The following is a 16,953-nucleotide window of genomic DNA, read 5'->3' on the forward strand; positions in this document are numbered from 1 at the left end:
CGCCTCAGACGACCGCGCCTCAGACGACATAGTCGTCCTCGTCCGCCCGTTTGACGGTGATGGTCCCCTGGGCCTCGAGGTCGCGGATCGCGCGCACGATCGTGGCGCGGGCCTCCTCGACCTGGGACACCCGCACGGGCGCCATGGCCTTGACCTCGTCGTCGAGGATCTCCCGGTTGCGCTCGGAGAGGTTGGTGCGGATGATCTCGACCACCCCGTCGGTAGAGCCCTTCATCGCAATGGCGAGGATCGCGGCATCGATCCCGCGCAGGACCTGCTGCACGTCGCGGTTCTCCAGTTTGATGATGTCGCCGAAGGTGAGCATCCGTGAGCGCACCTCTTCGGCGAGCACCGGGTCGCTGGCGTCGAGCGCCTCGAGCAGCGCCCGCTCGGTCGCCACGTCAGAACGGTTGATGATCTCGACGAGAGGCTCAATACCACCGACGACCTGCACCGCGTCGCGGGTCGTCGAGACGGTCCCGACCCGGGCCTTGAGGGTTTCCGTGACGACTCGGATCCCTTCGGGCGTAGCCGTGCCCATTCCGGCGATGCACTGCGCGACCTGGGTGCGGATCGGGCTGTCCAGCCCGCCGAGCACCGCAGAGGCGTGCTCGGGTCGCAGGTGCGCGAGCACCAGTGCGATCGTCTGCGGCAGTTCCCCGTCGAGCAGGGTGAGTACCTGGATCGGTTCGGCCGTGTCGAGAAATTCGAACGCCTTGCCGGCCATCGAGGACGCCACCTTGCTCATGACGCCGGCGGCCTTATCGGCGCCGAAGGAGGCCTCGAGCAGGCCGACCGCGTAGGCGTGACCGCCGCGTGAGTTGCGCGTGCCCTTCTGGGTCAGGTCGTGGAATTCCAGGACGGCCGTTTCGGTGACGTCGGGGTCGACCCGGCGCATCTGCACGATCTCGGCGGTGATATCCGCGGCTTCACTCTCGGTGAATTGCTTCATCACCTCCGTCGCGTGCTGGCGCTCCATGCTAATCAGCAGCACGGCGACCTTCTGGGTTCCGGTCAGCACCGTGGACGCGTCGATCATACGGGCTGCCGATCATCCATCAGGCTGCGCAGGTATTCGGCCGTCTTTCCCGGGTCGCGCTGGGCAAGGGCGTCGATCTCCACGCGCATGCGATCGGCGTCGGGAAGGCCGGCGAACGCGACCGTGGGAGTCGGGTCGATGTAGAGCGGAGTGGCTGCCGCCGGCATCGGAAACGGGACCACCGGGGCGGTCAGGACAGGCCGTGCCTCGATCATCTCGTCAAGCTCGATGGCTTCCCGGCTCTGGCGGCGTGAGCGGCGCGCATACAGCAAGAGGCCGAGCATGAACGTGAGCACGGTGCCCACGGTGATGATGGCGACCCGCAGGATGCCAGCAAACCGGTCGGCCGCGGCAGAGGCGTCCGCGGCGGCGAGGGCTGTCGCTGCGTCGGCGGCCCCGGCACCGTTGAAGCTGACAACCTGCACCGTGACCGCGTCCCCGCGTTTCGTGTCGATGCCGGCGGCGGAGGAGACCAGGGAGGTGACGTCGGAAATGTTGAGCTTGGCGGCGGCATCCTTATTGAGGGCCACGGACACGGTCTGCCGGTTCATGGACCCGGCCGGGATCGTCCGGGTCTCGGTGACCTTGTTCACGGCATTGTTCTTGGTGGTGTCGGAGGAGGTGAACGTGCCGTCCTTGCCGGCGCCGGCGGGCACCGCGATGTTGTCGGGGCCGAGGACGCCCGCGGCCGAACCGGCGGCGCCGCCCGTTCCGCTGTACGTCTCGGTTTTTACGGCTTCGTTGAGCGAGGGGGCGTTCGTGGGCGTGGTGAACGATTCCTCGACCCGCTGGGCGGACTGGGCGCTCATGTCGGCGGCGACAACGACGGTGGCGTTGCCGGGGCCGACGACACGGTCGAGCATCGCCTGTACGGCACCGCGGACGCGCTGTTCGTAATCGCTCGCCTGCTGGTCGGCGCCGCCGGTGGTGCCGGTGCCGACCGCGGAGAGCACGATGCCCTTCGCGTCGATCACGGCGACATCGGCGGGCTTCATTCCCTCAATCGATGCGCTGGTGAGATGGACGATGGCCTGAACCTGGTCGGAGCTGAGGTTCACGCCATTCTCGGTTGCCACGAAGACGGATGCCGTCGGGTCGCTTTTCTCCGAGACGAAGACGCTGTCCTTGGGGATGGCCAGCCGCACGGACGCGGTCTTGACGCCCTTCATGGCGCCGATCGTGTTGGCCAGTTCTCCTTCGATCGCCCTCTTGTACGTGACCGACTGCTGAAACTCGGAGGACGTGACGCCCATCTTGTCGAGGAGGGCGTAGCCGCCCGTGCTCGAGGTGGGCAGACCTGCCGCGGCGGCCTTGAGGCGTTCGTCGTAGACGCTCGCCTCCGGAACAAGGATCGTGGCCCCGCCGTCGCTCAGTTGGTAGTCGATGCTGTCGGTGCGCAATTGGTCGACGATCGAACTCGCGTCGGCGCCGCTCAGCCCCGAGAAAAGGGGTGTGTAGGCCGGCTTCGACGCCCACATCGTGAGCGCCGAGATGCCGAGCACGAGAACCGCGAGGCCGATGATGGCAACCGTGCGCTGGGCCACGCTGAAACTCTGGATGCCGCGGCCCAGGCCCTGAAGGGCGTTGCTGATCGGACGGGGCATCAGGCCTGCATCCTCATGATCTCGTTGAACGCGTCAATACCCTTGTTGCGCACGGCGGCCACAAGCTCGAGCGTGACCTGGGCGCGGGTGGCCGCGATGGTGGCGGAGTGGATGTCGTTCAGGTTGCCGGTGACCGCCTGCACCGCGAGGGTGTTAGAGGTGGACTGCAGGGCCTGGAGGTTGTCGACCGCCCCGGCGAGTGCGGTGCCGAAGCCGGAGCCGTCCGTCGCCTGCGTGTTCCCTGTGTTCTGAATGCCGGACAGGTAGCCGGTGCCGGCCACGGCCTGCACGGAGGGGATCGATCCGATGGTCATCAGCCGCGTCCGATCTGCAGTGCTGCTTCGTAGGTGGTCTTGGCGCGGTCGACGACGGCCGCGTTGGCCTGGTAGCCGCGCTGGGCCATGATCAGCTCGCCCATCTGCTCGCCGAGGTCGATGTCGGGGTGGCGCACGTAACCGGTCGCATCCGCGAGCGGGTTGCTGGGCTCGTAGGTGAGGATGCCGGTCTCGGAACCGAGAGCCGTGCTGGAGACGTAGGCGCCGGTCGTGCCCTGCCCCTCCTGGGCGACGATGTAGCGGGCCTGGAAGGCCTTGCCGCTGGTGGGGGTGACGGTGTTGATGTTGGCGATGTTGTCGGCGACCGCGTCGAGCCATTTGCGGTGCAGGGTGAGGCCGGTGCCGGCGATGCCGATAGCGTCGATGCTCATTACTGGCCGCCCCTCAGTTGGTGCGCATCGCGGAGCGGATGGCCGTGAACGGTCCGTTGACGGCCTGAGCCGCGAACTGGTAGCGCAGCACGGTCTCGGTGTTGGAGAGGGTCTCGGTGTCGAGGTTCACGTTGTTGCCGTCGAGCCGGGTGGGCTCGAGGGAGCTGGCCGTGGTGGCGGCGGTGTGGCCGTCGCCGGCCGCGACCGACTTCGCCAGGGCGCTCTCGAAGGCGACGCGCTTGGCGTGGTAGCCCGGGGTGTTGACGTTGGCGATGTTATTCGCGATGGTGCGCTGGCGGAGGGCCAGCCCGTCCAGTGCGCTGGTCAGCGCGGTGGCGGTCACGGATTCAAGCACGGTTACCCAATTCGTCGTCAGTGAAGACATGACGGCCGATCCGTGGCCTGTGGGTGAGCTATCCCTGCTCGTCCCTAGCTATCGGCCGCCGGTGAGACCTCGTAAGCAGGAATCTGAACTCGACTCGTAAGGGGGGGGGTCTCGCCGTCGCCTTCGCCAACGCGCGCGCTCGAATCGGCGTGACTATTTCGCTTTGGCCGTGGCCCGGTGTTGCTGGGCGGGGACCCAGACTCGTGCTGAGTCGTAGCAGACCGGTGCCATGACCTCGGGTTTGCCACGGACCATGCGGATGAGCCACCCGGAGGTCTCGATGCTGTGGTGGTGCAGCCAGCACAAGAGAACTCCGTTGTCGATATTCGTCGGGCCGTGCTGTAGCCACGGGATCACATGGTGTACCTCGGCCCAGGCCGCGCTGACCGGGCAGCCCGGGATGATGCAGCCGCCGTCACGGGCGGCGATCGCCCGGCGTTGGGCCCGGTTGAAGAATCGTTGCCTGACGCCCAGGTGGAGGACCTCGCCATGCTCACCGAACGCGATCTTGCGGTACCCGCCCGCGCAGATCAGCCGGTTCACGGTGCGCATCGAGATCGGGGCCTCGACCCCGTCGATCCAACCGACGCCGTGCCCGTCGGCGAGGTCGACGGCGTTCACGTGCACCATCACGGTCGGGGCCGCGCCGCCCATGGACGGGGTGCCCGGGTCGCGGGACGCTGCCTCGAAGATGCCGCGGAGGATGTCTGCGCGCTTCTCGCCGCCGTTGCGGTCGTCGCCGAGAGCGGCGGCCTCTGCCCCGGGGATGAACGCCCCCGAGTCCATCCGTGCCTGCTCCTCCTCCGTGGGGAACGCCGGAGCGGCGTGCGCGGACAGGTACGTGTCGAAAATACCGTTCATGATGCCGCGCAGCTCCGCTGTGACCGCGCCCCGCAAGGGGTAAAGGCCGTCCCGGAGGACGCCGAAACCGACGGTGCTGCGCGGTTCGGCGACGTCTTCGTTCGGGGCTGTGCCGTCGGGGTCCAGCCGCGCCTGCCACTGCACGGCCATGCCCCGGATCAGGTCTGCGGAGAACGCGAACCCCTCCCCGGGCAACCCCTGGGTCTCTTCGGTGATCGCGCCGGTCGCCGCTGCAACCAGAGCCCGTTCGGCGGTGAGGACGTCGTCGGGCGCGACGCTCGGGCTGACCTTGTCGAGGGTCGTGACGATGGCCTCCGCCGCGTCGACGCCGAGGTCGCCGCTGGTCAGCCCCGCGGCGACGGTCGGGTAGTAGGGCGGGAGCATGCTCGTGCCGGCCCGGCGCTGGCTGACGTTGCCGCCGAGCCGCACCCGCCGGTTCGCTTCCCGCGCCGACACCCGGGTCAAGCGGGTGATCAGGTCGACGTCGTTGCGCGCGCCCTGCTTCCAGGCGAGGGAGTCGTGGCCGAGGATGCTGCGGGAACGGTCCGCGACATCCGTCGCCGTGGACACCCGGGCCGCATCAACCCGGCGGCCGAGCTGCTCGACCGCGCCGAGCACAGTCAGGGCGTCGGCGTCGCTCAGCAACGGGAACATGATGTCGTCGAGGACGGCGACAATGGCCCGAGCGGCCAACTCGATTCGCTGCGCGGGCGAATCTGCCACCTCGGCCGAGGCAGCTGGTGACTGCGGTGCGGATGCTCCTGCCATGCCCCGAGTGTAGACCAAATCGAACGCCATGTCGAGACTTACTCACATATTTCTGAGCTTATTTAGGAGATAGATACGAATTAGGCCGATGTTACTGATGGGACTGATTCCACCGGAGTCACCACCCCCATAGCCATGACGTGACATCCGTCGTCCACCATGCTCGCGCATGGCACTGACATTCCCCCATCGGCGCCGAATCCGCCCCCGGACCTCGCCGAGCCGAGAGTTTCGCTCCTCTTTTCGACGTTTTGAGGAGCTTTACTCACGGCTCGGCGAGGGTCGCGAGGGTGGCTAGTCAGGGTGCGGGGCGACGGATGCCTAGCCGGCGACGTCGAGGTAGACGGACTGGTCGGTACGCTGGGCCGAGAGGATCGTGCGGACGGCGGCGAGGTGCATGCCGGCCGAACGGCGGGCATCCTCGATCTCGCGGATGAGTTCGAGCTGGCCGGCGATGAGACGCCTCGCGCGTTTCTCGAGGTCGGCCGGCAGCTGGCCGAGGTGTTCGGGGGCGCGCCACTGCACCCCGGTGGAGAGGCGCTCCCCCTCCACGGCGAGCACGGCGTCACGTGCCCCGGAGCCCAGGCTCGTTTCGAGCTGGTCGAGCACGTGCAGCCATTCCTCGCGGGCTCCCGCCGGCCTAGGCAATGCCGTACTCCCCGCCGAATTGTGCCGACGTGGTCTGCGCGGGAAGCTGGTCGGCGGCTTCATGCCAGGTCTGGCGCAGCGGATCGAGCAGGGCGATGCTCTCCCTTGTACGGTCGACATCCCGATGGATGTTGGCGCTCATCAGCGCGTTCGACACGTAGGTGTAGATCGCGAAGAGTCCTTCGCCGCCCTCCCACGCGTCCACCTTGAGCGACGACATCAGCTCGGAGACGATCGCCTGGGCGTGCTGCAGGTTGTCGGATGCGATCTGCCAGTTCTCGACCACCTGCGCGGCCTCAGCGCGGTTCAGGTCGAGCAGCAGGCGGTCGTACAGCATCGTCAGCAGGCGCACCGGGGTGGCCGAGAGGATCGCGTCGCGGTTGAATTGTGCGCGTCGGGCTGCCGCCCCGCCCATCATGCTCATAACAGCCATCATCATCCTGTGGTCGAGGTCGTGGTCGGGAGTTGCGCGGTCAGCCAGGTCGATTGCGCCTTCAGCTTGCTGAGCTGGGTCTCCAGCGCGGTGTAGGTGCTCTGCAGGGTCGCCCGGCGGGTGGCCAGGCTGATGTCCCAGGCATCGATCCGGTTGCCGAGGTCTTTGACCGTGGACTGCTGGCCGGTGATCTGGGACGTGATCTGCCCGGTGTACTTGTCGGATGCCGCGGTGGCCACGGCGGCGACCCGGGCGGCGATCTCCTGCACGGCAGCTTTGACGGTGGTCGGGTCCTTGGCCAGTACGGTGGCGAACTTGGCCGCGTCGAACTCCATCGTGCCGGACTTCGTAATGCTGATGCCGTACTCGGACGGGGAGTGCCCGTTGACCGGAGCCGACGCGGCCGTGAGGATCTTCTGGTTGACGTCCCGCACACTGCTCTTACCGGTGAAGACGCCGGGCGACATCACGGCGGCACCCGCGGCGTTGGTGCTGTTGACGACCACGGACTTCGTCGAGATCAGCGCGAAGATGCCGTTGACGGAACTGACCAGGCCCGAAGCCAGGGAGCCGATTTGGGCGTCGTCGCGGGCGACCTTGATCGTCACCGGGTCGACCGAGATGGCGGATACGGTCACCGCAACGCCGGGGAGCAGGTTGGAGAACGTGTTGGTCGCTGAGGTGATGGTCTGCGCGGCGCCGGTGCCGGCCCAGAGGGTGACGCTCGCATCCTTGGCTGTGCGAATGACCGCGGAACCGGGGGCGGCGAGAAGATCGTTGGCCGGGGCCACATCGGCTTTGGCTCCCTGGTGCACCTCGAAGGATTTTGCGGCACCGGTGGCCGTCCCGGTGAACTGCAGGCGGTACTGCGGGGCCCCGAGAGCATCAACACCGGATGCGACCCTGGTCGCTGTCACCCCGGTGTTGGCAGCGTTGATGGCGGTGACGACGTCGTCAAGCGAGGTCGACGCTGCGGTGATTTCGGTGCTCACCCCGCCCGACACGATTGTGAGCACGGGCGGCGTGGCAGGCCAGACGGTCAGGGCGGCGGAGACTTCGACCTGGCTGGAGGCGAGGGCGCCGACGACGACGTCGAGTTGGCCGGCGCTGGCTCCGGCCGAGACGGATGTCGTGATGGTCGGCGAGCTACTGGTCGAGGAGTAGAGGTCGAGGGCGGCGGGCTTCGCGGCGTTCGCGGCGAGGGTCCCGAGGGCCGCTACCTGGCTGTTGAGTCCCTGGAGCGCTGAGATGAAGGTCTGGGAGGTGGCGACCTTTGCCTTCAGCAGCGCCTGCGGTGCGGCTTCGACCTTCATCAGGGAGTTGATGAGAGAGGTAGTGTCGAGCCCACTGACGAGGCCGTCAATTGCGTTCGTCATCGCATCTCCGTTCCGGCTGTGATCGTGACGATTATTGAGCGAGTGAAACAGTGAATGGCTGGTGGCGGCCGAGGGATGAGGTCCAGTTCATCTCTCGGTCACCACCAGCCATAGTTCACCGTGCGGTTTCCCGAAAGGTTCTGCTACTCCGGGTTAGCGGAGAAGCGAGAGCACGCCCTGGTTGGACTGGTTCGCCTGCGCGAGCATGGCGGTACCGGCCTGGGTCAGGATGCTGGAACGGGTGTACTTGACCATTTCGGCGGCCATGTCGGTGTCGCGGATTCGCGAACCGGCAGCGGTCAGGTTCTCCGTCGAGACGGCGAGCGTCTTGACGACGGACTCGAACCGGTTCTGGACGGCGCCGAGGTTGGCGCGAGCGGTGGATACGTAGTTGAGCTGTGTGTCAATGGTCGCGATTGCGGCCTTGGCACCCGCGGCGGTCGAGAAGTCAAGTCCTGCTGCAGCCGGTGCGTTCGTCGCGCCGCCGTTGGCCAGACCTACAGCCGCCGAATCTGCTACAGCGGTGGACACTGTTCCACCATTCAGAGCGGTGACCACAAGTCCAGTTCCCGCGCCGTTTGTGTCTTTCGTGACGCTGACGCTGAAGTTGGCCGAGAACGCCGCATCCCGACCGAGGGCTGATGCGTAATCGTCGACACTCGCGAAGGATGTCTGAGCGGCACCTGTTGCGTCCGTCAGCGCCAGCGTGGTGACGGACGTCACAACTCCACCCGCAGTAGTGCTCTTGAACTTGGCTGCAGAACCGTCCAGAGCGCTGAAGCTCGAGATCGCGAAAGCCGAGCCCGACGATCCGGACGAAGTCGTGAGCGCGGACGCAACCTTTGAGACGTCGACCTTGGACAGGTCAACGACGATCTGGCTGCTGTTGCCTGCATTCGCTCCGATCTGAAAGCTCAAGGAGCCCTTTTTGCCATCCAGGAGCTGAGTACCGTTGAAGTTGGTCGAACCCGCGATCCTCGTCAGTTCCGAAGTAAGCGCAGTCACCTCGGTCTTGATCGCGGTGCGTGAGTCGGTGTTGTTCGAGTCGTTACCGGCCTGAACGGCGAGGTCACGAACGCGCTGCAGAATGGACTGCACCTCGCTCAAGGAACCTTCAGCGGTCTGGACAACCGAGATGCCGTCCTGGGCGTTGCGGCTGGCGACCGTGAGGCCACCGACCTGCGACTTGAGGCCCTCCGAGATGGTGAGGCCTGCCGCGTCATCCGAAGCACGGTTGATGCGGAGGCCGCTGGACAGCTTCTCCAGCGACTTGGACATGTCGTTCTGTGTTGCGGCGAGGTTGCGGTACGTGTTGTTTGCCGCGAGGTTGGTGTTGACCTGCATACCCATGATGAAATCCTCCGTGATTGGGTGGTGTTAGCCAGGCCATCCATGGCCTGACACCTTGAGCTATCGGCCCCGCTAAGTAGCGCGTTAGCCGTTGACCGAAAAAACTTCGCGCGGCGCTAAATCCGGAGAATCGCCGGTATCCGCCGCATAGGCCGTGCCCGACGCCGTCGCCAGGCCGAGCATCGCCTGGTCCGCGAGGCGGGCCAGGTAAGCGCTGCGACGGGCCGGCGCGATGCGGGACTCCGGCACGTACTCGACCTCGGCGTCGTCCGAGTAGTGCGTGCCCAGGCCGTCGCGGAGCAGACGGATGGCTTCGGCCCGCTGCTGCGAGACGGCGGAGTGCGTGATGCCGAGATCGGCCGCGATCTCCTTCACGGAGCGGTCGTCGAAGTAGACCTGCTGGATGATGTCGCGCATCTTGTCCGGCAGTACGTCGATGGCCGCGCGCAAATAGGAGAGGCGCTCGGCCGACAGTAGGGAATCCTCCGGCAGCTCGGTGCCCGACACCAGGAACTCGGCGGTGGCGTCGTCGAGCGTGGACACGGTGCGCTCGGAGTCGGACAGGCCGGCCAGGGCGGTCTCCCGGTCGACGCCGAGCGCCGCGGCCACCTCGTCGACGGATGCCGCGCGGCCGAGAGCCGCAGCCAGCGTCTCCTGAACGGCGCGGGTCTCCTTAATGCGGCGGCGCGCCATCCGGGTGGCCCAGTCGTTGGAGCGCATCTCGTCAGCGAAGGAGCCGATGATGCGGCGACGGGCGAAAGCTCCGAACGGCACCCCGAGGTCGGGATCGAAGGCGTCGGCGGAGGTGATCAGGGCGAGGGCTCCGGCCGAGGCCAGGTCGTCGCGCGAGAGGTGGCGGGCCTTGGCCCAGACCTCGGAGACGAGGTAGCCGACCAGGGGGAGATTGTCGATCACCAGCTTGTTGCGTTCTGCCCGATTCACAGTGAATCTCCCTGAGTGCTTGCTTCGGATGAGGAGCTAATCGACTGGCTGGGCCAGCTGATTCGCTTTTGCCGGGTGAGCACGAGGACTAGTGAAGGAATCAGGGTTTCGGGGCCCCCAGAAAAAACATTTCCTTTGTTTTAAAACGTAGGCGAGCGCTTTCCCGGCCAACCACCGGCAGCACCCCCCACAACGGGGGAAAATACCCCCACAACGGGGCAGATCACCCCTCAACGGGGTGGGGTCGCAGAGAACGGATGCTCACTGTGTCCTCTCTTTAGTGGACACCGCACCGGCTGACTGGCAGTCTGAATCGAAGGTCTCGGCTTACCGTGCGAGCGGCCCTGCCGATAGTGACCAATAGAGGCACTGGACATGCGACCCAGCGTGAGCCGAGCCTGAATCGACATCGAAAGGCAGTTGGAGGAGACGTGGGGGCCAATGAACTTTCAGCGTTGCTGTGGCGCGAGCGGGAACTTCTCGAGCTGCTCGTCTTCAAGCTCGACGAGGAGCAACTCCTCCTGACCAACGGCCGGACCCGCTGGCTGCAACAGGGCACCCGTGAGGTCGAGCAGGTGCTGGGACACGTGCGCGATGCCGGCCTGGCCCGATCGGTCGAGGTGGCCGCAGTCGCCCTCGAGTGGGGCACCGCCGAAGATGCCACTCTGCGCGAACTCGTCGTTCACGCACCCGCCGGCCCCTGGAGCGAGATCATGGCCGCGCACCTCAAGGCCATGGGCGACCTCACGACCCAGATCAAGGAACTGCGCGACGCGAACGAAGTGTTGCTGCGCGCCGCCGCCCGCTCGAGCCAGGAAACGCTCGCCGACGTGCGCACCGCGACCCGCACCTACGACGCCCGCGGCACGGCTGACGCCAGCGCCGCCGGCTCCCGACTGTTCGACCAGATTTTGTGAGGATGCCGCGATGAGCACGTTCGGAGGACTCAACACCGCGTACACCGGCCTGATCGCCGCCCGACAAGGGCTCGAGGTCGTGGGGCAGAACATCGCCAACGCCAACACAGAGGGCTACACCCGCCAGCGCATCTCGACCTCTGCCGTTGACGCGGCCACCCGGGTCGGCCTGATGAGCGCCGGCCTGCAGGCCGGCCAGGGCGTCAGCGTCGACGGCATCGCCCGCCTTGGCAGCGCCCAGCTGGATGCCCAGGTGCGGTCATCCGCCGCGGCTGCCGGTTACTCAGCGGTGCGCTCCAACGCTCTGAGCGCCGTCGAAGCTTCGATGCACGAACCGGGTGAGAACGGGCTGTCCGCCCAGTTGCAGGAGTTCTGGGCCGGCTGGCAGGACGTGTCGAACGCCGGCGGAAGCACCGCCCCCGCCGGCGTCCTACTCAGCCAGGCCGCAGCGCTCACCACGCAGATCGCACAGGGCTACCAGGCCGTAGCCACCGAGTGGTCGAGCGTGCGCGGCAGTGTCGACGGCATGGTCGCCGAGATCAACGGGGCGGCAAGCCAGGTGGCCGCGCTCAACGGCCAGATCCGTTCGGAGCTGGCCGGCGGCGGAAGCGCCAATGAGCTCCTCGACCGGCGCAGCCAGCTCACCACGACCCTCGCCGCCCTCACCGGGGGCACGGTCGTCGACCGCGGCGACGGCACCGTCGACGTGCTCGTCGGCGGCAACGGGCTCGTCACCGGGGACTCTGCCCAGAAACTCGTGACGGTCGGCGCCACGAGCATGGCGGGCACCGGAACCGTGCACGTCGAGTGGGCCGGGAAGCCCGCCGCCGGCGCCGTGGCCGTCGACGGTGGCGAACTCGCCGGCGCACTCTCCCTGCTTGCCCCGGCCGTGACCTCGGGTACCGGCGCGGGTACCGGCGGCGCCCTCGCCGAGGCTGGCGAGTCGTACAACACGTTCGCCCGGAACCTGACCGACAAGGTCAACACGATCTACAAGACAGGCACGAACTCGAGCCTGCCGACCCCCGGGGACTTCTTCAAGGTCACGGCCGGTGTCCCGGCAGCGACGGGCCTGAGCGTGATTCCGAAAACGGCGGCAGAGCTGGCGACGGGTGACCTCTCGAAGGGCAAGCTCGACGGCTCGGTCGCCGATCAGATCGCCCAACTCGGCGCCGGCAAGGCCGTCACGACGGCCGGAACCTCGATCCAGTCCCCCACGACCGACTGGTCGAACTTCGTCACCGGGTTCGCGGTCAAGACCAAAACCGAGCTGCAGCACGCCTCGCTGGCCGACCTCACCTCGACCGCCGCGGTCAGCGCGCAACTCTCGAACGCCTCCGTCGACCTCGACGAAGAGAACGTGAACCTGCTCATGTTCCAGCACGCCTACCAGGGCGCCGCCCGGGTGATGACGGCCGTGGACGAGATGCTCGACACCCTGATCAACCGCACCGGACTGGTGGGAAGGTAAGCCATGATCGCCCGCGTCACCACGTCGACCCAGATGCGCTCCGCGCAGAGCAACCTGCAGACCAACCTTGCCCGGATGGCCCAGCTCCAGGAGCGGGCATCCTCGCTCAAGGCCATCGAGCGGCCCTCCGACGACCCGGCCAGGGCAGCCGACGCCCTGGCCGTGCGGGCCGAGCAGCGCGCCGTCACCCAGTACAGCCGCAACGCCGACAACGGGAACGGCTGGCTGACCAGCGCAGACACCGCCCTCGGTGCGACCACCGACCTGCTGAACCGGGTGCGCGACCTTACCCTCCAGGGCGTCAACGACATCCTCTCGCCCACCGCGAAGGAAGCGATCGCGGCGGAACTGGACAGTCTCAAACAGGATCTGCTCGCGCAGGCCAACACGGCCTACCTCGGCCGCACCGTCTTCGCCGGCAGCTCGGATGCCGGCGTCGCGTTCAAGTCCGACTTCAGCTTCACGGGTGTTGCCGGGGCGACCGTCGAACGTCGCATCGGAGCCGACACGACCGTCGCGGTGAACGCAGACGGCGCCGCGATCTTCGGGGCGACGGCGGAGAACCCCGTCTCCGTGTTCGACCTGCTCACGAACATCAGCGCAGCACTGCGTGGCACGGCCACGACGCCACCGGCCAACGTGGGTCCGTTCCTCACCGCCGTGGATTCGCGAATGAAGACCGTGCTCTCCGCGCAGGCGGATGTCGGTGTGCGCCAGGCCCAGATTCAGAAGGCAGGAGACACCCTCGTGCAGCGCACCGGCGCCCTCGAAGCCCAACGTTCCTCGATCGAAGACGTCGACCTCGGTCAGGCCATCCTCGATCTCAAATTGCAGGAAGTCACCTACCAGTCGGCTCTCGCCGTCACCGCCAAGGTGCTCCAGCCGACCCTGATGGATTTCCTCCGATGAAAACTGCACTGAAAACAGCCGCCCCGCAGTCCGCAGACCCGACGGATGCGCCCACACTGAGCGCCAGGCTGACTTTCGTCTCCCCTCCGCCCGGCCTCGCACCGCTGACCGAGTTCGCGCTGACCGAGATCCCCGGGGCGGCCGGTCTGTTCACCCTGCAGGCGGCAGCGGATGCCCACACCCGCCTGTTCGTGCTCGACGCCTCCGTCTACCTGCCCGACTACTCCCCCGTGATCAGCGACGACAACGCGTCGGCGCTCGAACTCGCCGGACCCGACGACGCCTTGATTCTCGTGGTGACCAACCCGGGCGAGGGTGGCACGACCGTCAACCTGATGGCCCCGATCGTGGTTAACGCCCGCACCGGTTGCTGCGCCCAGATCATCCTGGAGGGCCAGAACTGGCCGCTCCGCGCGGAGCTCGGCGACCGCTCCGCCTAGCCGCTCCGCCGGGCCCCGCTCCGTCCGGCCCGGCCAGTCGGCTGCCTGGGACCCACCAGCCGACTCCATTTCTGTACGTATTCTCATAATTCTTCCGTGTCAACCATGGCGACCAATCCGCCCCCGGGGAATACGTTTGCGGGTACAGCACCGCCCGTCGATGGACATCTCCCCGACGAAGGTCGTCCAAGTTACGGAGCTGCTCATGCATGTGCTCGTCAGCATATTCGCCAGCCTGGACAGTCCGAGCATCTACCTCGGCTGGGGGGCCTTCCAAATCCAGCTCGGCAATCTGATCGTGATCCTCGTCATGATCCTTCTGTTCGTCCTGGCCCTGGCCCTGGTCCTGCCGTTCCCGAGCGGGAAGAAACGCCGACGAGCCTCCGCGAGGAGCCGACCCGCACGTCAGCGGAGAACACGGATCCGGACGAGGCCGAGTACCACACCTGGACCGGCAAGGCCCGCGGCTGGCTGCTGCGCCACCTGCCCGCCGACAAGCTGCTGCCGGAAGACCAGCCCAGCTACATCGCATCCTGGATCTACGTCTTCGGCATGGCCGCGCTCGTCTCCCTCGTCTACATCTTCGTCTCGGGGATCGTCCTGTCACTGAACGGACCGTCCTGGTACCACGTGTCGGACCTGGGCCGGTTTGTGAACAGCACCCACCTGTGGAACGTCGAGCTCTTCTTCATGACCATGGTCGTTCACCTCTGGGGCAAGTACTGGATGGCGGCCTGGCGTGGCGGGCGCGCGCTCACCTGGATCACGGGCGTGGTGTCATTCCTGATCTCGATCGTCGCCGCCTTCACGGGCTACCTGCTGCAGACCAACTTCGACTCGCAGTGGATCGCCTTCGAAGGCAAGGATGCGTTGAACGCCGCCGGTATCGGGGCCTGGTTCAACGTGGCCGACCTCGGTCAGATCTTGGGCTTCCACATCATGCTGCTGCCGCTTCTGGTCGGCGCGATCGTGGCTCTGCACGTGCTGCAGGTGCGCATGCACGGCGTCGTCCCGCCGATCGATGCGGCCGAGACGGATGCCCAGCTGACACCCGGTGCCACGACCGCGACCCCCGGGGAGGCCGGCCGATGAGCGCCGCGCCGGCACGCCCACCCCGTCGCGGCACGGACAGCGACGACCTCGCCCGCCGTCCGTGGCGTGGCGCGGTGCGCGAATACGACCTGTTCAAGGAACTGACCGTCGCCCTCGTCGTGGTGGGCCTGGTCACCCTCACCCTGTCGGCCGTGTTCGGGTCGCCGGACGAGAAGAGCATCACCATGAAATCCTGGGCGGCGGCGCCGGACGACTTCGTCACCACCGCGACCGCCGAGCTCGCCGGCACCAGCGAGACCGCCGGCTACGGACCACCGTACAATTCGACCCCCGACGCCACCCAGACCATCGGCCCACTTGACCTCCAGAGCCTGTCCGGCGTGCAGATCCCGATCGACACGGCCACAGATCTCGTGACCGGCCCGCTGTCGACGCTGAACGATCCCCCGGCCGGTTTGGCGATCTGGGACAGCGCGTCCGACACCCAACGCGGCGACTGGGCCACGGCCTACACGGATGCGCTGGCGAAAGCGCCCGACAACGACCCGGCCAGGGTGGCCGGGGGCTCCTACGGCCCCGTGCCGGAGCTGACCGGCGCCCTGCTCACCATGGCGCAGCAGGGCGCGCTGGACGGGGTGCTGCAGGCGAAGGACGCGTTCTACAACTTCGACTACACCCGCGGCACGCTCTTCCTCGGGGACGGCACCTACTTCCCCGATCTGGCTGCCGCGGCGCATCTGACCGGGGATCAGTGGGGAATGATGAACGAGACCGGAAACACCCCCGGCCAGTCCTGGCTGTGGCTGTTCTCCTTCTGGTACCAGGTGGAACCCTTCGCCTCCGCCGAGAATGCGGACCTCCTCATCGTGCTCCTGATGCTGGTCCTCAGCCTGCTGCTCATGCTGGTGTCCTTCATCCCGGTACTCCGCGACATCCCGCGGTGGATACCGGTGCATCGCCTGGTCTGGCGGGATTACTACGCCAGGCGGAGCGGGTGAGGCGCCGCCGACCCGTCCCCCGAACGGATGCTTTCTTAATCCACCTAAGATAAGCTCAGGTTCATGGACGCGCAGCCGAGTCGTCCGTCGTCGTGCCACCTTGGGAGCATGTTCATGTCCTCTGTCCAACCGCTCGCCTCCCACCTCGCGATCGATGCCGGCCAGACCGGCATCCGGGCCCGGCTGCGACGCGAGGACAGGCGCGGCGACCTCTATGACTTCGACGGCATCCGTACCGACTCTGCCCTGATCCCCCAGCTCGTCGCCGTGGTGGCCCAGGTCGCCCAGGCCTGCGGGGCGCCGATCCACACGGTGAGCGCCGGCATCTCCGGTTACACCAACTCCACCGACCAGGCCGTGCAGATGCAGGCCGCGACGGGCGCATTCGGGGTGCGGGAGGTGCAACTCGCCCACGATTCGGTGACCTCCTACCTCGGCGCCCTCGGCGACACCCTCGGGGCCGTGATCGCGGTCGGCACCGGCGTCGTCACCCTCGCCGTCGGCTCACACCGGGTGACCCGCATCGACGGCTGGGGCTACCTGCTCGGTGACGCGGGCAGCGGGTACTGGATCGGCCGCGCCGCCCTGGACGCGGTCATGCGCGACTACGACGGCCGCGGCGCCCGCACCGCCCTGACCGAACTCGTGCGCGGCGACTTCCCGAACCTCGAGACCGCCTACACCCAGCTGCAGGCCGACCCCGCCCGGGTGAGCCGCATCGCCGCCTACTCCCGCCACGTCACGGCCCTCGCCCCGACGGATGCCGTCGCCGCCGCAATCTGCGCCGCCGCCGCCGCCGAACTCGTGCTCTCCGTCTCGACCGGGCTGCGAATCGTGGGCGAAGGGCCCCTCGGGGCACCGGTCGTCTGCGGTCTCGGCGCCGTGTTGCAGGCGCCCGAGATCGCCGCCCCCTTCGAAGCGGGCCTGCGCGCGCTCTACCCGCACCTGGACCTGCGTGAGCCGGCCGGGAACGGCCTCGACGGTGCGGCACTCCTCGCCCGCCTGGGCACGGAGAGCGCGCTGCGCGACCGGGTGGCCTCCGCGCAGGGCTAG

The 16,953-nt window shown here is 67.3% G+C and carries 18 protein-coding genes; 7 read left to right on the forward strand and 11 right to left on the reverse strand.

Annotated elements, in window-relative coordinates; translation table 11 throughout:
- Nucleotides 1-19: 19 nt before the first annotated feature.
- The 11 genes from fliG to E3T24_RS09480 all read right to left on the reverse strand — a co-directional run bounded on the left by fliG (nt 20) and on the right by E3T24_RS09480 (nt 10,112).
- Nucleotides 20-1,039 (reverse strand): flagellar motor switch protein FliG, encoded by a 1,020-nt coding sequence (gene fliG, locus E3T24_RS09430; RefSeq protein ID WP_134434540.1) that lies wholly within the window; start codon nt 1,037-1,039, stop codon nt 20-22.
- Nucleotides 1,036-2,643, reverse strand: coding sequence for a flagellar basal-body MS-ring/collar protein FliF (gene fliF / locus E3T24_RS09435; RefSeq protein ID WP_134434541.1), 1,608 nt, complete (start codon nt 2,641-2,643; stop codon nt 1,036-1,038). The genes fliG and fliF overlap by 4 nt, the downstream gene beginning before the upstream one ends.
- Complete coding sequence (gene fliE / locus E3T24_RS09440) at nt 2,643-2,957, reverse strand: flagellar hook-basal body complex protein FliE (RefSeq protein ID WP_134402542.1); 315 nt, start codon at nt 2,955-2,957, stop codon at nt 2,643-2,645. The genes fliF and fliE overlap by 1 nt, the downstream gene beginning before the upstream one ends.
- Complete coding sequence (locus tag E3T24_RS09445; protein WP_134434542.1) at nt 2,957-3,349, reverse strand: flagellar basal body rod C-terminal domain-containing protein; 393 nt, start codon at nt 3,347-3,349, stop codon at nt 2,957-2,959. Before E3T24_RS09445 ends, fliE begins: the two co-directional genes overlap by 1 nt.
- Nucleotides 3,350-3,362: 13 nt before the next feature.
- Nucleotides 3,363-3,704: a flagellar basal body protein gene (locus E3T24_RS09450; protein ID WP_134402562.1), complete on the reverse strand. Its 342-nt coding sequence runs from the start codon at nt 3,702-3,704 to the stop codon at nt 3,363-3,365.
- Nucleotides 3,705-3,887: 183 nt separating this feature from the next.
- Entirely contained in the window at nt 3,888-5,363 is a 1,476-nt protein-coding gene (locus tag E3T24_RS09455) for an HNH endonuclease signature motif containing protein (protein WP_166789195.1), read from the reverse strand.
- A 321-nt stretch (nt 5,364-5,684) separates the two neighbouring features.
- Nucleotides 5,685-6,011, reverse strand: coding sequence for a hypothetical protein (locus E3T24_RS09460; protein WP_134402545.1), 327 nt, complete (start codon nt 6,009-6,011; stop codon nt 5,685-5,687).
- Nucleotides 6,004-6,435 (reverse strand): flagellar export chaperone FliS, encoded by a 432-nt coding sequence (gene fliS / locus E3T24_RS09465; RefSeq protein ID WP_338144964.1) that lies wholly within the window; start codon nt 6,433-6,435, stop codon nt 6,004-6,006. The genes E3T24_RS09460 and fliS overlap by 8 nt, the downstream gene beginning before the upstream one ends.
- Nucleotides 6,436-6,446: 11 nt before the next feature.
- Nucleotides 6,447-7,820 (reverse strand): flagellar filament capping protein FliD, encoded by a 1,374-nt coding sequence (fliD, locus tag E3T24_RS09470; RefSeq protein WP_134402547.1) that lies wholly within the window; start codon nt 7,818-7,820, stop codon nt 6,447-6,449.
- 153 nt (nt 7,821-7,973) lie between these two features.
- Nucleotides 7,974-9,170, reverse strand: a complete 1,197-nt coding sequence (locus tag E3T24_RS09475; protein ID WP_134406118.1) for a flagellin — start codon at nt 9,168-9,170, stop codon at nt 7,974-7,976.
- Between the two features lie 84 nt (nt 9,171-9,254).
- Nucleotides 9,255-10,112 carry a sigma-70 family RNA polymerase sigma factor gene (locus E3T24_RS09480; protein ID WP_134402549.1) on the reverse strand — a complete coding sequence of 286 codons (858 nt, stop codon included), beginning with the start codon at nt 10,110-10,112 and terminating at the stop codon, nt 9,255-9,257.
- Nucleotides 10,113-10,543: 431 nt separating this feature from the next.
- Here E3T24_RS09480 and E3T24_RS09485 point away from each other — a divergent pair, with 431 nt between their 5' ends.
- The 7 genes from E3T24_RS09485 (at nt 10,544) to E3T24_RS09515 (ending at nt 16,953) form a co-directional block, all read left to right on the forward strand.
- Nucleotides 10,544-11,029 carry a flagellar protein FlgN gene (locus tag E3T24_RS09485; RefSeq protein ID WP_134402550.1) on the forward strand — a complete coding sequence of 162 codons (486 nt, stop codon included), beginning with the start codon at nt 10,544-10,546 and terminating at the stop codon, nt 11,027-11,029.
- A gap of 10 nt (nt 11,030-11,039) precedes the next feature.
- Nucleotides 11,040-12,500 carry a flagellar hook-associated protein FlgK gene (gene flgK, locus E3T24_RS09490; RefSeq protein ID WP_134434543.1) on the forward strand — a complete coding sequence of 487 codons (1,461 nt, stop codon included), beginning with the start codon at nt 11,040-11,042 and terminating at the stop codon, nt 12,498-12,500.
- A gap of 3 nt (nt 12,501-12,503) precedes the next feature.
- Complete coding sequence (gene flgL, locus E3T24_RS09495) at nt 12,504-13,409, forward strand: flagellar hook-associated protein FlgL (RefSeq protein ID WP_134402552.1); 906 nt, start codon at nt 12,504-12,506, stop codon at nt 13,407-13,409.
- Nucleotides 13,406-13,849 (forward strand): flagellar assembly protein FliW, encoded by a 444-nt coding sequence (locus E3T24_RS09500; RefSeq protein WP_241975827.1) that lies wholly within the window; start codon nt 13,406-13,408, stop codon nt 13,847-13,849. Before flgL ends, E3T24_RS09500 begins: the two co-directional genes overlap by 4 nt.
- Before the next feature lie 552 nt (nt 13,850-14,401).
- Entirely contained in the window at nt 14,402-14,941 is a 540-nt protein-coding gene (locus E3T24_RS17650) for a cytochrome b N-terminal domain-containing protein (RefSeq protein WP_198416914.1), read from the forward strand.
- Complete coding sequence (locus E3T24_RS09510) at nt 14,938-15,900, forward strand: hypothetical protein (RefSeq protein ID WP_241975828.1); 963 nt, start codon at nt 14,938-14,940, stop codon at nt 15,898-15,900. Before E3T24_RS17650 ends, E3T24_RS09510 begins: the two co-directional genes overlap by 4 nt.
- 114 nt (nt 15,901-16,014) lie before the next feature.
- Entirely contained in the window at nt 16,015-16,953 is a 939-nt protein-coding gene (locus E3T24_RS09515) for a BadF/BadG/BcrA/BcrD ATPase family protein (protein WP_134402554.1), read from the forward strand.

The organism is Cryobacterium sp. TmT2-59 (genome assembly GCF_004403545.1).
In the GTDB taxonomy this organism is placed as follows: Bacteria; Actinomycetota; Actinomycetes; order Actinomycetales; family Microbacteriaceae; genus Cryobacterium; species Cryobacterium shii.

Bases quoted from the DNA above. Each gene is read 5' to 3' on its own strand.
- fliG (WP_134434540.1), bottom strand. From the start codon at position 1,039: ATGATCGACGCGTCCACGGTGCTGACCGGAACCCAGAAGGTCGCCGTG.
- fliF (WP_134434541.1), bottom strand. From the start codon at position 2,643: ATGCCCCGTCCGATCAGCAACGCCCTTCAGGGCCTGGGCCGCGGCATC.
- fliE (WP_134402542.1), bottom strand. From the start codon at position 2,957: ATGACCATCGGATCGATCCCCTCCGTGCAGGCCGTGGCCGGCACCGGC.
- E3T24_RS09445 (WP_134434542.1), bottom strand. From the start codon at position 3,349: ATGAGCATCGACGCTATCGGCATCGCCGGCACCGGCCTCACCCTGCAC.
- E3T24_RS09455 (WP_166789195.1), bottom strand. From the start codon at position 5,363: ATGGCAGGAGCATCCGCACCGCAGTCACCAGCTGCCTCGGCCGAGGTG.
- fliS (WP_338144964.1), bottom strand. From the start codon at position 6,435: ATGAGCATGATGGGCGGGGCGGCAGCCCGACGCGCACAATTCAACCGC.
- fliD (WP_134402547.1), bottom strand. From the start codon at position 7,820: ATGACGAACGCAATTGACGGCCTCGTCAGTGGGCTCGACACTACCTCT.
- E3T24_RS09475 (WP_134406118.1), bottom strand. From the start codon at position 9,170: ATGGGTATGCAGGTCAACACCAACCTCGCGGCAAACAACACGTACCGC.
- flgK (WP_134434543.1), top strand. From the start codon at position 11,040: ATGAGCACGTTCGGAGGACTCAACACCGCGTACACCGGCCTGATCGCC.
- flgL (WP_134402552.1), top strand. From the start codon at position 12,504: ATGATCGCCCGCGTCACCACGTCGACCCAGATGCGCTCCGCGCAGAGC.
- E3T24_RS09500 (WP_241975827.1), top strand. From the start codon at position 13,406: ATGAAAACTGCACTGAAAACAGCCGCCCCGCAGTCCGCAGACCCGACG.
- E3T24_RS17650 (WP_198416914.1), top strand. From the start codon at position 14,402: ATGGCCGCGCTCGTCTCCCTCGTCTACATCTTCGTCTCGGGGATCGTC.
- E3T24_RS09510 (WP_241975828.1), top strand. From the start codon at position 14,938: ATGAGCGCCGCGCCGGCACGCCCACCCCGTCGCGGCACGGACAGCGAC.
- E3T24_RS09515 (WP_134402554.1), top strand. From the start codon at position 16,015: ATGTCCTCTGTCCAACCGCTCGCCTCCCACCTCGCGATCGATGCCGGC.